General features: G+C 71.1%; 11 protein-coding genes. 6 read left to right on the plus strand and 5 right to left on the minus strand.

Going from position 1 to position 13,718, the window contains the following annotated elements; translation table 11 throughout:
* Positions 1 to 24: 24 nt before the first annotated feature.
* Both A4X16_RS01610 and A4X16_RS01615 read right to left on the minus strand, forming a co-directional pair.
* The gene (locus tag A4X16_RS01610; RefSeq protein ID WP_067115428.1) at positions 25 to 1,428 is read right to left on the minus strand and encodes an MFS transporter; all 1,404 of its coding nucleotides are present in this window, start codon (positions 1,426 to 1,428) and stop codon (positions 25 to 27) included.
* Positions 1,429 to 1,535: 107 nt separating this feature from the next.
* Entirely contained in the window at positions 1,536 to 1,799 is a 264-nt protein-coding gene (locus tag A4X16_RS01615; RefSeq protein ID WP_067115430.1) for a glutaredoxin family protein, read from the minus strand.
* Positions 1,800 to 1,896: 97 nt separating this feature from the next.
* Here A4X16_RS01615 and A4X16_RS01620 point away from each other — a divergent pair, with 97 nt between their 5' ends.
* On the plus strand, positions 1,897 to 2,295 hold the full coding sequence (locus A4X16_RS01620) for an SIP domain-containing protein (RefSeq protein ID WP_067115433.1): 399 nt from the start codon (positions 1,897 to 1,899) through the stop codon (positions 2,293 to 2,295).
* 52 nt (positions 2,296 to 2,347) lie between these two features.
* Here the strand turns inward: A4X16_RS01620 and A4X16_RS01625 are convergent, their stop codons facing one another.
* The gene (locus A4X16_RS01625) at positions 2,348 to 2,806 is read right to left on the minus strand and encodes an adenylyltransferase/cytidyltransferase family protein (protein ID WP_067115436.1); all 459 of its coding nucleotides are present in this window, start codon (positions 2,804 to 2,806) and stop codon (positions 2,348 to 2,350) included.
* 158 nt (positions 2,807 to 2,964) lie between these two features.
* Here A4X16_RS01625 and A4X16_RS01630 point away from each other — a divergent pair, with 158 nt between their 5' ends.
* Together A4X16_RS01630 and A4X16_RS01635 are read left to right on the plus strand one after the other, a co-directional pair.
* A complete protein-coding gene (locus A4X16_RS01630) occupies positions 2,965 to 4,149 on the plus strand; it encodes a glycosyltransferase (protein ID WP_231880230.1) in 1,185 nt (394 codons plus the stop codon).
* A 368-nt stretch (positions 4,150 to 4,517) separates the two neighbouring features.
* Positions 4,518 to 7,199 carry a right-handed parallel beta-helix repeat-containing protein gene (locus tag A4X16_RS01635; protein WP_157559917.1) on the plus strand — a complete coding sequence of 894 codons (2,682 nt, stop codon included), beginning with the start codon at positions 4,518 to 4,520 and terminating at the stop codon, positions 7,197 to 7,199.
* A 42-nt stretch (positions 7,200 to 7,241) separates the two neighbouring features.
* Here the strand turns inward: A4X16_RS01635 and A4X16_RS01640 are convergent, their stop codons facing one another.
* Positions 7,242 to 8,939 (minus strand): polysaccharide deacetylase family protein, encoded by a 1,698-nt coding sequence (locus A4X16_RS01640; RefSeq protein WP_067115447.1) that lies wholly within the window; start codon positions 8,937 to 8,939, stop codon positions 7,242 to 7,244.
* Positions 8,936 to 11,149, minus strand: coding sequence for a glycosyltransferase family 4 protein (locus A4X16_RS17335; RefSeq protein ID WP_082914203.1), 2,214 nt, complete (start codon positions 11,147 to 11,149; stop codon positions 8,936 to 8,938). Before A4X16_RS17335 ends, A4X16_RS01640 begins: the two co-directional genes overlap by 4 nt.
* Before the next feature lie 150 nt (positions 11,150 to 11,299).
* On the opposite strand from A4X16_RS17335, the gene A4X16_RS01650 reads away from it, so the two are divergent.
* From A4X16_RS01650 to A4X16_RS01660, 3 genes are all read left to right on the plus strand, one after another.
* Positions 11,300 to 12,013 (plus strand): CDP-alcohol phosphatidyltransferase family protein, encoded by a 714-nt coding sequence (locus tag A4X16_RS01650; RefSeq protein ID WP_231880231.1) that lies wholly within the window; start codon positions 11,300 to 11,302, stop codon positions 12,011 to 12,013.
* Positions 12,006 to 12,929: a glycosyltransferase family 2 protein gene (locus tag A4X16_RS01655; RefSeq protein WP_067115452.1), complete on the plus strand. Its 924-nt coding sequence runs from the start codon at positions 12,006 to 12,008 to the stop codon at positions 12,927 to 12,929. The genes A4X16_RS01650 and A4X16_RS01655 overlap by 8 nt, the downstream gene beginning before the upstream one ends.
* A gap of 68 nt (positions 12,930 to 12,997) precedes the next feature.
* The gene (locus tag A4X16_RS01660) at positions 12,998 to 13,633 is read left to right on the plus strand and encodes a hypothetical protein (RefSeq protein WP_157559918.1); all 636 of its coding nucleotides are present in this window, start codon (positions 12,998 to 13,000) and stop codon (positions 13,631 to 13,633) included.
* The last annotated feature ends 85 nt before the right edge of the window (positions 13,634 to 13,718 follow it).

The following is a 13,718-nucleotide window of genomic DNA, read 5'->3' on the forward strand; positions in this document are numbered from 1 at the left end:
CGTCTCCTTCGGTGGGGTTTCAGCTTAGGCGGCGGTGATCTCGATGTCGGCTCGCCGCAGACGGTAGCCGCGCAGGGCGATCAGGCTCGCCGCCATGAGGGCGGCGGGGAGGATGCTGAAGCTCAGCACGATGCCGGTGAGGGCCGCCGCCGGCTGCGTGGTCGTGGCGTCGGCGACCGTCGAGACGTAGCCCGTCGCAGCCAGGGTGAGCGATACGACGGTCGCCCCGAGCGCGAACCCCACGGTCTCGCCGGCGGTCCACACGCCGGTGAGGGTGCCTGCCCGCCCCCGACCGTGCGTGTGCCCGTCGTGCGAGATCACGTCGGGCAGCATCGCCATCGGAAGGGACTGCAGACCCGCATAGGCGACCCCGGCGACGGCGACCGACGAGAACATCCACGCACCCGGCGTCCAGACGGCCAGGACGAGGGAGGCGGCGGCGACGAGGAAGATGATGCTGGCCGAGGCGAAGGCGCGCTCCTTGCCGGTGCGCCGCGCGATCAGCGTCCAGACCGGGGTGGCGAGCAGCGCCGGACCGACGAGGGCGACGAACACGAGCGTCACGGCGTCCTCCGAACGCAGCACCCAGGTGGCGATGTACTGCGCGGCGGCCAGCATGGTGCCGGTGGCCAGGGCCTGGAGGAGGAACGTCACGAGCAGCGCGCGGAACGGCCGACTGCGGCGCAGCGCGTCCACCCCCGCCGCGTACTGCGCCCGGAGCCCCGTCGGGGTCGGGGCGGGAGACACGGCATCCGGCCCTGCGTGCACGGCTGTCAGGCGCCGTGCCGCGGCATCCGCCGTCCGCGTCGCGACGAGCATGCCGATGCCGATCGCCACTCCCGCCACCGCTCCCATGAGGAGGTAGCCCGAGACCTGATCGCCGCCCGCGGACCGCAGCTCGGGCCCGCCCGCGCCGAACAGCAGGATCGCCGCGGTGAGCACGACGACCCTCCACCCGAGCAGGCGGGTGCGCTCGTCGTAGCTGGAGGTGAGCTCGGCGGGCAGCGCCACGTAGGGCACCTGGAAGAGGCTGAACGCCGTGGCCGTCGCGACGAAGGCCAGCAGCACGCACACCGCGCCGGCGACGGGACCCCACGACGGCGGCACGGCGAATGTCAGGGCGAAGAAGAGCGGAAGGGTGAGCGCACCGACGATCATGAGACCGCGACGGGAGCCCGTCCGTGCGAGCTGGCGGTCGGAGGCGGCGCCGATGAGGGGATCGATCAGCACGTCCCAGATCTTCGCCGCCGTGACGATGAGGCCGGCGGCGAGGGCCGCGACTCCCAGGTTGTCGGTGAGGAAGTAGGTGAGGACGAGTCCGGGCAGTGTGGCGTATCCGCCGGTGCCGAGGGACCCGACCGCGTACAGCGCGATCGTGCCGGCGGAGAGGCGGACGGAGGCTCGGTCGGACCGAGCGTCGGTGCTCATCGCGCCAGTGTATCGGTGGGTCGATCCCGGGGAACGGTCGGTCGTTCCCCGAGCGATCCGGCGGCCTCGAGCGGGCGGACGCGGGTCGCGCCCGTCGGCTGTCGGCGTCAGATGAGGGAGAGCTCGCGGAGCTTGGCCTCGACGTCGGCGTTCGAGGGCTCGACGTGGTGCGAGGAATCCGGGTAGACCACGACGGGGATGTTCGTGCGCCCCGAGATCTCCTTGGCGACATCGGCGGCGGAGGGGTCGGCGACGAGGTCGACGTAGGTGTACTCGATGCCGAGGCCGTCGAGCTGCTTCTTGGTGCGGATGCAGTCGCGGCACCAGTCGGCGCCGAACATCGTGATGGCGGATGCTGCGGGAGAGGTCATGCTCCCAGCGTACGGCGGCGCAGCTGGGGAAGGGCCGGGTGCGCCACCTCGACCCGAGGCATTGTCAGGTAAGGGAAGCCTTACCTATAATCGAGGCATGACGACTGCGTGCGAGCACCTCGAGGATCCGGACTGGGAGAACATCGAGGGCGCGGTGCTCATCGCCGGAGACGCCGCGGATGCGGGCGTCATCGCCGGGATCACCGCGCGGCTGCCGTGGGATGCCGAGGGCGTCGTGCTCATCGAGGCCGCGGCGCGCATCCAGATGCGGCACATCGACGTCCCCGAGGGCGTCTCGGTGCGGTGGCTGCTGCGCGGCGACGGCATCCGTCAGCATGCGAAGGGCGAGCGACTCGCGAACGCGGTGCACTCCTGGTGCGTCGAATGGACGTGCGTGGAGCCGCCGTCTCACTGGACGGTATGGCTCGGATCCCACACGCCGCCGCACGTCGCGCGGATGGCGCGCAGTCTTCTGGGCGTCGCCTCCCCGCGCTGACGGGGCGGTCGGCAGGCCCTGCGTGCGGCCCTTCGGGCGGGCCGCACGCGTGTCATCGCGACGCGAGCGCCGGAGTGCCCTGCGACGCCCCGGCCGTGATCGCGTCGAGCGCTCGCCGCAGGGACGAGCTCGAGGTGTGCGCCGTGTACGGGAAGTAGACGACTTCGACGCCTACCTCCGCGAACTCGCGCTCGAGCCGCAGGCCCTTGTCCGTGCCGCGCCAATCATCGCCCTTGAAGAAGTGCGTGAAGTGCACATCCCGCCACGAGTCCATCTTCGACGGGCTCGTCTCGACGTAGACGTCGTCGACGAACGAGATGTGGCGGACGATCTCCGCCCGCTCCGCGGTCGGGATGACGGGCTCGATGCCCTTCACCTGCCGCAGCATCTCATCGCTGACGACACCGGCGACGAGGACGTCGCAGTGCTGCTTGGCGTGACGAAGAAGGTTCAGATGCCCGACGTGAAACAGGTCGAAGGCACCAACGGCATAGCCGATGCGCGTCCCCATGATCTCCCCAGATCAGTGATTCCCCAGAGTGCGGATCCCCATCCGCACAGCGACTCCCACAGCCGCTTCCCTGCACTCTAGCAGGTACCGGTTTCTCCGGGCATAGGAACCCGTGGAACTATGGGATGCCGCAGTGGGTGCGGCAGCGGAGAAGGGGGATGCTCGTGGCGACAGCGGTCACCGTCATCGTCCCGATGTTCAACGAGCGCGACAACGTCGCGGAGCTCGTCTCCCGCACGGCGGCCGCGCTCGCCGGGTACGACGCCGAGATCCTGGTCGTCGACGACAGCACGGACGACACGGCGGCCGAGGTCGAGCGGGTCGCCGCGGACGCGGCTCTGCGCGTGCGGGTGATCCATCGCACCGCGAACACGGGTGGACTCGGGGGAGCGGTCGTGGTCGGGCTCCGCGCCGCCGCATCCGATCTCTGCATCGTGATGGACGGCGATCTGCAGCATCCGCCCGAGCTGCTGCCGGCGCTCCTCGCCCGCCACGCCGAGGCGGACGCCGACGTCGTGGCGGCGTCGCGCTACATCGGCGGCGGAGACACCAGCGGCCTCGGCACGGCCGTGCGATTCGGCGTCTCCCGGGCGGCGACGTGGCTGACCCGGGCGATGTTCCCGATCAGGCTCGCGCGCAGCACCGACCCGATGACCGGCTTCTTCCTCGTCGACCGCCGTCGGCTCGATCTCGAGGCGCTCAGGCCGCAGGGGTTCAAGATCCTGCTCGAGATCCTCGCGCGCACCGACCTGCGCATCGCGGAGATCCCGATGGAGTTCGCCGAGCGGCGCCACGGCACCTCCAAGGCGAGCATGCGCCAGGGTGCGACGTTCGTCGCCCACCTGGCTCGACTGCGGTTCGGCAAGATGTCGCTGTTCGCCCTCATCGGCGTGATCGGCGCGGCCGCGAACCTCGGGATCATGTGGATGCTGACCGCGTTCGGCGTCCCCTACATCTGGGCCGCGATCATCGGCGCCGAGGTCACCATCATCGGCAACTTCCTGCTGCAGGAGCGCTTCGTCTTCGCCGACATGCGCACCGACGCGAGAGCCCTCCGGGTGCGCTTCGCCAGCTCGTTCGCCTTCAACAACGTCGAGGCGGCCCTGCGCATCCCGGTCATGGCGCTCATGGTCGAGACCTGGCACATCTCGAGCGTGCTCGCGACCGGGCTGTCTCTCATCGTCGCCTTCTTCGCGCGGTTCCTCTTCCACTCGCTCGTCGTCTACGCGCCGCAGCGGCGGCGCGGAGCGGATGCGGCCCCGGCGGAGCCGAAGGCCGACACCGCGGCGCTCCGGGTCATCCGCGCGATCGACGCCGAGGCCATGAAGCCGGGCGAGCTCTGAGGGTGCGGGCGAGTTCTGAGGTTGCGGGTGAGTTCTGAGGTTCGCCTCCGACAGGTGTGATACGCCGTTCCCGACGCTCTGCGGATGACCGCGCTCCGCGCCTCCAGAGCTGTCACCCCGCGGATCTGACGGATGTGCTGGTAAACGGAGCGATCGGATCCGGACCCGAATGTCCTGTCGGATGCTGTCTCTCTACGGGAACCGGTTCCGCACACCGATATGCAACCTGGCAAGTTCCCGTAAGAACGCGCTCAGAGTTTTGTGGATCCGCTGGACGTTGTGTTTGATGATCACGGCCGTTACCGAATCTATATATTTCGTGAATTCGCTCCCCCGAAACGGCTGCCCCCTCCCGAATAGGTGCCCGAATGCGTAACTCCCTCACTCGTCATGCCCTCTTACCCTCCTCCGCACTCCTCATCGCCGCTCTCGTCCTGACGCCCCAGTCGGCGATGGCCGCTCCGGCTGACGCCGACTCGCAGCCCACGTCCTGGACCGACAGCTTCTCCCGCACGACCGATGCGGGATGGGGGGACGACTACGTCTCGTCACCCGCCTCCGCGGCATCCGTCAGCGACGACGTGGGCCTCATCCGCATCAGCGGCGGCCAGCGCACGATGCACGAATCGACGATCGCCACCTCGACCGACGGCGTCGTCGGCGCGACTCTGAGCTTCTCCGCCGTGCCGACCGAGGGCTACGGAGCCACGGCCATCGTCACGTCGCGGAACGGGGACTCCGGGTCCTACGGAGCCCGATTCCGCCTCGACACGCAATCCCGAGGAGTGCTGTCGCTCGCCCGGTACGACGGCGACGACGTGCAGACCGTGCTCCGCCAGGATCTCCTCCTCATCGATGAGGTGCCCCAGAACGCTTCCATCCGCGTCGAGATCGACACCCGGGGCGTCGACGATGTCGCGGTGCGGGCGCGCGCATGGATCGTCGGGCAGCCTCAGCCCGATTGGCAGGTCTCCGCGACCGACCGCTCCGCCGACGCGGTGACGACGGCCGGCACGCCCGGCATCCAGACCTACATGTCCGGCGGCAACCGGTCGATCCACCTGCGCGTCGACGATCTCACCGTCGACTCCCCGGATCTGCAGCCCGTGCCTGCGCCGGAGCCCGCTCCCTCGCCGGAGCCCGCTCCTGCTCCGCAGCCGCAGCCGCAGCCGGAGCCTGCTCCGGAGCCGCAGCCTGCTCCGGAGCCGCAGCCTGAGCCTGCTCCCGCACCAGAGCCGCAGCCTGAGCCTGCTCCTGCTCCTGCGCCGGCGCCCGCTCCGGCCCCTGCTCCTGCGCCGGCTCCTGCGCCGGCTCCTGCTCCTGCCCCTGCGCCTGCTCCGGCCCCGGCTCCTGCTCCGGCCCCTGCTCCTGCGCCTGCTCCTGCTCCTGCTCCTGCCCCCGCTCCGGGCGCTGCGGTCGCCGGCTCCGTCCCCGTCGGAAAGACGAGCTACGCCGCTCCGGCCTCGGCGATCTACGTGGTCCCGGAGGGGACGCGCAGCTCGGGTCCCGGGACGAAGGACAGCCCCGTCGCGGGCGCGCAGCGCGCGATCGACGCGGCGCCGAGCGGAGCGACGCTCGTCCTGCGTGCCGGCACGTATCGAGAGAGCATCAGCGTGCCGTTCTCGAAGAAGCTCACGATCCAGTCGGCACCCGGCGAGGCCGTGTGGTTCGACGGATCGCGTCCCGTGTCCGGCTGGGTGCAGTCGGGTTCGACCTGGGCGGCGTCGTGGGACAGCTTCTTCGACTCCCGTGTGTCGTTCAGCGCCAACCAGGACGAGACGGGCTGGTGGGTGAACAAGGACAACCCCATGGCCGGCTACCCCGACCAGGTCTGGGTCGACGGCAACCGCCTCACGCAGGTGGGCAGCCGCGGCGCCGTGACCGCGGGGACCTTCTTCGTCGACCAGGGCGCGCGCCAGCTCGTCATCGGCTCCGACCCCAACGGTCACGGCGTCGAGGCGAGCGCGCTCGCCAAGGGGATCAAGATCCAGGGCGCGGGCACGACGATCCGCGGCATCGGCGTCCAGCGCTACGCCACGACCACCGCTCTGCTCGGAACGGTCAGCGCCGAGGTCGACGGCATCACGCTCGAGAACATGGTGATCCGCGACAACGCGACCGTCGGCCTCTTCGCATGGAACGACGACAAGATCTTCCGCAACCTCACGGTCACGGGCAACGGCCTTCTGGGCATCGGCGTGAACGACGCGACCAACCTCCGACTCGAGAACTCGCTGGTCACGGGCAACAACGCCGCGAAGTTCAACTACACGCCCGTCGCCGGCGGAGTGAAGATCTCGCGAGGGACGGACATCACCGTGACCGACAGCATCATCTCGGACAACGTCGGGTCCACGGGCCTGTGGTTCGACGTGTCGAGCTCGAACCTGAAGGTCACCGACAACGTCTTCAAGGGCAACGGTCGGGAGGGTCTCGAGATCGAGCTCAGCCAGACCGCCGTCGTCGCGGGCAACTACATCATCGACAACCTCAACAGCGGGATCTTCGTCTTCGACTCCGGAGACGTGGACATCTGGAACAACACGCTCTCGGGCAACGGCCGGACGATCACCTACATGCAGGATGAGCGGCGCCAGGAGGTCGCGGCGCTCGCATCGGCGATCCCGTGGATCACGAGCGACGTCGTGGTGCGCAACAACATCCTGTCCTACGGCGGTCAGGCGTGCCCGATGCTCTCGCAGGATCTGACCAACCGGTGGTTCGGCAACGACTTCGGGATCTCGCAGGACGCGAACCTGTATCACCGGACGTCGGCGTCCTCGCCCGCGAACTTCGCGTGCTGGGCCGCGGGGTCGAGCGGCACGCGCGGGTTCACGACGATCGAGGAGTTCCGCGCGCACACCGGCGGCGATGCGAGCTCCGTCCTCGTCGAGGGCGCACCGGTGATCGACAAGACCACCTGGCAGCTGACCGCGGCCAGCCCGGTCGCCGGCGCGAACACCCTTCCCGCCCACATCGTCGCCGCACTGGGCATCTCGGCACCGGCTCGCACGGTCGGCGCACTGCAGCCGCCCGTGACCGCACGCTGATCGGTCGATGAGTCGTCGGCTGAGTCCTCCGCCACGGAGGGCTCAGCCGACGAGCACCATCCGGCGCCGGAGCCGTCCCGACCGCAGCGCGTTCTCGAGCGACACCGCCGCAAGGCCCATCCGCTCGTACTCGTCGAGGACGTCTGCGATCAGCGCCGCACGGTCGAACGGCGTGATCGAGGGGTCATCGACCCCGTCGCCCGCACCGGCGCGAGAATCGTGCGCGAGGACGATCGAGCCGGGGCCGACCCCCGACACGGCTCGGCTGAGGCGCTCCGCGTGCGAGGCGTCCCGGCCGTCCAGCACGCTCGTCGTCCACAGGACGGGGAGCATGCCCGCCGTCCGGACCGCCCGCCACGCGGACGCGGTGAGCGCTCCATAGGGCGGGCGGTACCAGCGCACCGTGCGGCCGAGCCGGCTCTCCAGCTCGGCGCGCGAGTCGACCAGCATCCGCTGCGCCTCATCGGCCGGGAGAGACGTGATCCGCCGGTGGTCAGCGCCGTGCAGCGCGATCTCGTGACCCTCCGACGCGATACGGGTGAGGAGCTCGGGGTGCAGCCGTGCGCGGGTGAGGAGCACGAAGAAGGTCGCCGTCGCGCCGCGGGCCGCGAGCTCGTCGAGGATGCGGGGCGTCCATTCGGGGTCGGGGCCGTCGTCGAGGGTCAGCACGACGTGCCGCGCGGCGGTGCGGACCCCGGTGGCCGAGCGGTAGAGGGGCGATATGCCGCGCACGACCCGCAGCGCGATGGTGCGGACGCGGGCGAGGACACCGCCGGCGCGGCGCGTGTCCCTGGCGTATTCCGGCGCCGCGGCGCCGATCGCTCCCTGCACGAGCCCGATCCCGCGCTGCACCTCGCGGGCGGCGCGGGCGCGGCGCGTCAGCGACCCGGTCATCGCGCCGAGGGCGCGGCCGACACTGCCCCGAACCGCCCAGCCGAGGCCCTTCACGAGGTTGCGCAGCCGGGACACCGCCCGTCCGGTCGGCCCGTGAGCGAGGCGGAGCTCGATCACGGACTGGGTCTGACCGTGGTGCCGGGCCCGGGACAGCGCGAACCGTCTGGTCGCCCGACCGGCCTCCAGCGCGTCCTCGGCGACGGAGCCGGGGCACGCGACGACGCGGCCCCCTGCGCGGACGAGGGACCGGGTGAACAGCGTGTCCTCGCCGCCCGAGAGCCCGAGCGACACGTCGAAGGAGACGCCGGCCGCACGCACCTGCGCGAGATCGAGCAGCAGATTGCCCGCTCCCGCCGCGGGCAGGGATGCGCCGTCCTCGCGGAGCGGTCGTGCGAACAGTCCGGACGCCCGCACCCAGGGGTCGGTCTCCGGAGGGAACTCGGTGTGCACGTGGCCGGCGACGGCCGCCGCGCCCGTGCGGCGCCAGGTGTCCACCAGCGCGCGCAGCCAGCCGGGACGCGGCACCTCGTCATCGTCGATGAACACGAGGAGGTCGAAGTCCCGAGCCACGTCGAGGGCGTGCTGGCGGGCGGCGGCGATCCCCGGCGTGGGTTCCGGCGCGTAGGTGACGGCAGCGCTCGGCGCCTCGACATCCTCTCCCGCTCGCGCCGTCGCCACCTCTTCGGCGCTCCGCGCGGGATCGTTGTCGATGACGAACACGTGCGGGTCGATGCCGGCGCCCACCTCGTTGAAGCGCTCCGGCAGCAGAGCGAGCAGGTCGGCCAGGCGCTCCGGTCGTCGATATGTCGGGATCGCGACGGCGATGCGCAGGGCGTCGTCGGTCATCGCGATGCCCGACGCAGGGCGGCAGCCGCGTGGAACGCTTCGGCGTGGGCCGCCCCGACCGTGGACCAGTCGCGGCGCGACAGCTCGGGCAGGCCGTCGATGCCGGTCCCGATCGCGTCGCGCACCCGGGCGAGGTCGGCATCGGAGAGCTCGCCGTCGAACAGGTGCACCCACTGCTCGCCCACCTCCTCGGCCAGCGCGCGGTTCACGTCGTTGTCCGGCACGAGGATCGGTCGTCCGACGGAGAGCGCGGCGAGCGCGGTGCCCGAATTGTGCATGTGTCGGTAGGGGAGGACCACCACCTCCGACTCGGCGATCCGACGGACCAGCTCGGCGTCGTCGAGGAATCGGAAGTCGAACTCGATGCGGCGGTCGTCGCCGGCGAGCGTCGTGAGCTCGGTCGACAGCTCGTCGGTCGACGGGCGACCCGCGACCGAGAGCGACGACCCGTCGGCATCCAGTGCTCGGAAGGCCTCGATGAGCTGCTCCACCCCTTTGTAGCGGCGGATCAGGCCGACGTAGCCCATCCGTCCCGCCACCGCGGCCGGAGCCGGATGCGGCGCGAACCAGTCCCGGTAGTGGCCGTGCAGGATGGTCCGTCGGGCCTTCCCCTCCGGCAGGTCGGTGTGGTCGTTGAGCGTGACCGTGAGGGTGGTGAGTCGATCGAGCCGGTCGAGCAGGGCCAGATCGAGCCGCGACATCCCCGACGGCCGCTCCAGGTTGTGGAGAGTGCGCACGACGGCGACGCCGGTCAGCCGCACCCGGAGGAGGAAGGCGACGGTGAGGATCCGTCGCGCGATGCGTCCGGAGAGCTTGTGCCCTCCCACGAGCAGCTCCGGCCAGTGCACGTGGAAGACGTCGAGACGGCCGAGCAGCGCCCGGCGCCAGCTGAACAGCGAGAGCTCGACTCCCGGGGTCGCGTCGAGAGACGCGCAGAGCTGCACGAGGTAGGGGTTCGTGGTGGGGCGGAGCTGCGTGAGCGACTCCATCACGACCAGAGGACGCCCGCCGCCTCGCAGCGCCGTCGCGTACCACCCGCCGACCACGGCAGGCAGTCGCGCCTCGGACCAGCGCGAATGCGGACGGCCGGGGGAGTCGCCGGCCGCGCGGAGGGCCTCGGCCAGCCGGTCGGGGAGGTCGGGCTCGTCGGCGCTCACGACGCGGGCGTTGACATCGGCGAGTGTCGGCGGACCGCCGAGGTCGAGGCAGACGACCGGGAGGCCCATGGCGCTCGCCTCGCCCGCGATCCAGCCGGCCTGGTCGTGCATCGACGGGAACAGCAGCGCGTCCGACGATGCGAGGGCGTCGAGGGCGTCCGTGCGGGAGACATGGCCGAGGAACTCGACGCGGTCCTCGAGGCCGAGTGACGAGACGAGGCGCTGCAGACGGCGCCGCTCATATCCTTCGCCGAGGATCCGCAGGCGCCAGCCGTCGGCGGCCGGTCGGGAGATCGTCTCGACGGCGAGCGCGGCGCCCTTCCAGGCGAGCAGACGCCCGGCGAACACCGCCGTGCGTCCGGACTCGCTGCCGCGGTGCGGGGGGATCTCCTCCGCGAAGGACGCGTTCGGCTCCACGACGACGTTCCTCGCCCGGCGGAACCGGTGCGCGACGTCGGGATTCTGAGCGACGACGAGGGCGGCGCGACGCGCCGTCGGGTCACCCCACACCGCGCGCGGAAGGGCGGTGAGCGCCGTGCGGGCGACCTCGGTGATCGTGCCGCGGAGGCCCAGCCAGCGCCGCAGCCTCATGATCGGCACGCGACTCGCCCCGCCCACCGGTCCCCAGACGACGGGGACGTCGAGGTCGGCGATGCCGCACGGCATCCAGTCGTTCGCGAAGGTGACGTGGTGCGCGAGGTCGAAGCCGACCTCCGCGTGCAGCTCAGCGGCTCGACGGCCGACGAGCCGCTGCCACAGGGCGTAGTACCAGTACAGGTCCCACCCCCTGCGCTTCCACCGCATGATGCGCGCGGGCAGGTCGATGTGCACGACGGTGATCCGAGCCGCGAGGTCGGGCGAGGCGGCGAGGGCGGCGTCGAGGGCCTCGCGGAAGCGCTCACGGGTGAGGATCCACACGTCGCCGGTCTCGGCTGCGGCGCGGGCGATCGCCCAGCCGGCCGAGGCCTCGGGTCCGAGGTCCGGACCGCAGGCGTAGGCGCTGATCAGCACCCGGGGCCTCCGCGCACCGTGCACAGGGTCGACGACGGTCATGACAAAGCCCTCCCCTTCGCCGCGGCGTCGGCATCGCTCCCCAGATGCGAGCCCCCTCGGCAAGGCATACTCTATCTGGTGACTGAGGGCCCTCACCGGGGTTCGACGGAGGGGACACGCCGAATGACCACGGAGAGCTTTGCCGATTCCATGAGGCGTCTCGCCTCGGCGCAGAAGGGGCGCGCCAAGGGGGCTCCCGCATACAGCGTCTACGTCAACCGCCCCGTCGGCCGGGTGTTCGCGGCGATCGCCCACCGCATCGGCCTCACGCCGAACGGCGTCACCGCGATCAGCGCGGTCTTCACGTTCTCCGGCATCCTCGTCCTCGCGCTCGTCGACCCGTCGTGGTGGACCGGTCTGCTGGTGTGGCTCCTGCTCGCGATCGGCTACGCGCTCGACTCGGCCGACGGACAGGTCGCCCGTCTGCGGGGCGGCGGCTCGCTCGCCGGAGAGTGGCTCGACCACTTCATCGACGCCATAAAGATCGTCTCGCTGCCGATCGCGACGGCGATCGGCCTCTACCGCTTCAGCGATCTCCCGACGGCGTATGTGCTGGTGCCGCTGGCGTTCGCCGTCGTCGCCACGGCCACCTTCTTCGGCATGATCCTGAACGATCTGCTCAAGGCGTCGAAGGGCATCCGGTCCTCCGCGGAGCAGGGCGGGGGCGGAGCCCTGCGCTCGATCGTGCTCCTCCCCGTCGACTACGGGATCGTCTGCCTCGTCTACGTGCTGTGGGGATGGTCCACCGTCTTCGCCGTCGCCTATGCGTTCTTCTTCGCCGCCGCCGCCGCCTTCTGCCTGCTGGCCGCGGTGCGCTGGTTCCGAGCGATGCGGACCCTGACCGCCGGTGCGGCGAATGGGTGACGGCGCGACCCTCGCGATCGTCGTCGTCAACTACGGCTCCTCCGCGCTCCTCGAGCGCAACCTGGTCCCGACCGGACGAGCTCTGCCCGATGCCGCGGTGTACGTCGTCGACAACCGCTCGACGGCGCACGAGGCGGGAGCGATCGAGGAGCTCGCCGCTCGCGAGGGATGGGTCGCGCTCCTGCAGACCGAGAACCGCGGATTCGGCGTCGGCGTGAACACGGGCGTCGAGGCCGCGAGGGCCGACGGCCGCACGCGCTTCCTGCTGATCAATCCGGATGCCTCGATCGGCGCCGATGATGTCGGGCGACTGCTCGCCGCCGTCGACACGGACGCCGCGGTCGTCGCCGCGCCGATCGTCGAGGACGGCGCGGGGCGGATCTGGTCGGCGGGGCACGTGCTCGATCTCGCGGACGGGGCGACGCACGGGCGCGCCTGGGCGCAGCGGAATCCGCACGCGGCCGTGCGACGCTGGCTCACCGGGGCCGCGCTCATGATCAACGCCTCGGCATGGGACGCCGTCGGAGGCTTCGACGAGGACTACTTCCTCTACTGGGAGGACGTGGACTTCTCGCTCAGGGTCGAGGACGCCGGCGGCCGGCTCCTGCTGGTGGAGGACGCGAGGGCGGTGCACGACGAGGGCGGGACGCAGGGGATCGGCGACCCGCACGTCGCGGCGAAATCGCCGCTCTACTACTACTACAACGTCAGGAACCGGATGCTGCTCGCGCACAAGCTGCTCGGCCCGGACACGGTCCGCCGGTGGGACGCCGGCTCGGTGCGGGCCGCGAAGGAGGTCCTCCTGCGCGGCGGACGCCGACAGCTGCTGCGTCCCCGACGTCCCGTCGGAGCCGTGTGGCGCGGCTGGCGCGACGGCCGGCGGATCGCCCGCGGAACGCGGCGCGCCGAGGGCTGACGGTCTGCTTCGGATAGAATCGCGCCGTCCGTCGAGATGACGACGGCCTGGTCAGGGGAGTGGACAGCATGGTCGAAGCATCGGACGGATCGGGCAGGAGCCCGCGCCGCAGGATCTGGGTCTGGGTGGCCGTCGCCGCCGCGGTCGTGATCGCCGTCATCGTGTACATCGCCCTCACGGCCGGGGCCGGGGACGACCCGGCGCCGTCGAGCGGTCCGACGCCGTCGTCGACGGCGGAGACGCCGACCGACGCGGATCCGAGCGCGCAGCCCACCCCCGACCCCTCGGCGACGCCGGGCACGATGCCGGAGCTGGGTCCGGTGGCTCCGGACGAGCCCGCCGACAACGGCGCGGGGCTCGTCGCGTCGATCACCGCCATGACGAGCGTCCAGGGCGAAGCCGTCCAGGCCGGCGAGATCGCCGGACCGGCCGTGCAGTTCACCCTGTCGCTCACCAACGACACGGGGGAGGACGTCGATCTCGGACTCATCTCGGTCAACGCCTATCTCGGCGAGGGGAGGACGCCGGCCGGCGGCCTCGTCCGACCGGGAGGAGACCCCTTCTCGGGGACTCTGGCCGACGGCGACTCGGCGGAGGGCGTCTACGTCTTCAGCATCCCGGAGAACCAGCGGGACGACGTCACCCTGACCGTCGACTACCGGGCCGGACAGCCCGCGTTCGTCTTCCGCGGCGCCGTCGGCTGAGCCGCGCTGGACGAAAGTCCATACATCGGTTCGACACGAGTCTTGCCGATATGCACGCTGTGCCCTAGGCTCAGCGCGAGGGGAA

It is taken from the genome of Microbacterium sp. H83, assembly GCF_001650405.1.
Taxonomy (GTDB): Bacteria; Actinomycetota; Actinomycetes; order Actinomycetales; family Microbacteriaceae; genus Microbacterium.

Coding starts and splice junctions, on each gene's coding strand:
- A4X16_RS01635 (WP_157559917.1), top strand. CDS start 4,518: ATGCGTAACTCCCTCACTCGTCATGCCCTCTTACCCTCCTCCGCACTC.
- A4X16_RS17335 (WP_082914203.1), bottom strand. CDS start 11,149: ATGACCGTCGTCGACCCTGTGCACGGTGCGCGGAGGCCCCGGGTGCTG.
- A4X16_RS01620 (WP_067115433.1), top strand. CDS start 1,897: ATGACGACTGCGTGCGAGCACCTCGAGGATCCGGACTGGGAGAACATC.
- A4X16_RS01615 (WP_067115430.1), bottom strand. CDS start 1,799: ATGACCTCTCCCGCAGCATCCGCCATCACGATGTTCGGCGCCGACTGG.
- A4X16_RS01650 (WP_231880231.1), top strand. CDS start 11,300: ATGAGGCGTCTCGCCTCGGCGCAGAAGGGGCGCGCCAAGGGGGCTCCC.
- A4X16_RS01655 (WP_067115452.1), top strand. CDS start 12,006: ATGGGTGACGGCGCGACCCTCGCGATCGTCGTCGTCAACTACGGCTCC.
- A4X16_RS01660 (WP_157559918.1), top strand. CDS start 12,998: ATGGTCGAAGCATCGGACGGATCGGGCAGGAGCCCGCGCCGCAGGATC.
- A4X16_RS01625 (WP_067115436.1), bottom strand. CDS start 2,806: ATGGGGACGCGCATCGGCTATGCCGTTGGTGCCTTCGACCTGTTTCAC.
- A4X16_RS01630 (WP_231880230.1), top strand. CDS start 2,965: ATGCTCGTGGCGACAGCGGTCACCGTCATCGTCCCGATGTTCAACGAG.
- A4X16_RS01610 (WP_067115428.1), bottom strand. CDS start 1,428: ATGAGCACCGACGCTCGGTCCGACCGAGCCTCCGTCCGCCTCTCCGCC.
- A4X16_RS01640 (WP_067115447.1), bottom strand. CDS start 8,939: ATGACCGACGACGCCCTGCGCATCGCCGTCGCGATCCCGACATATCGA.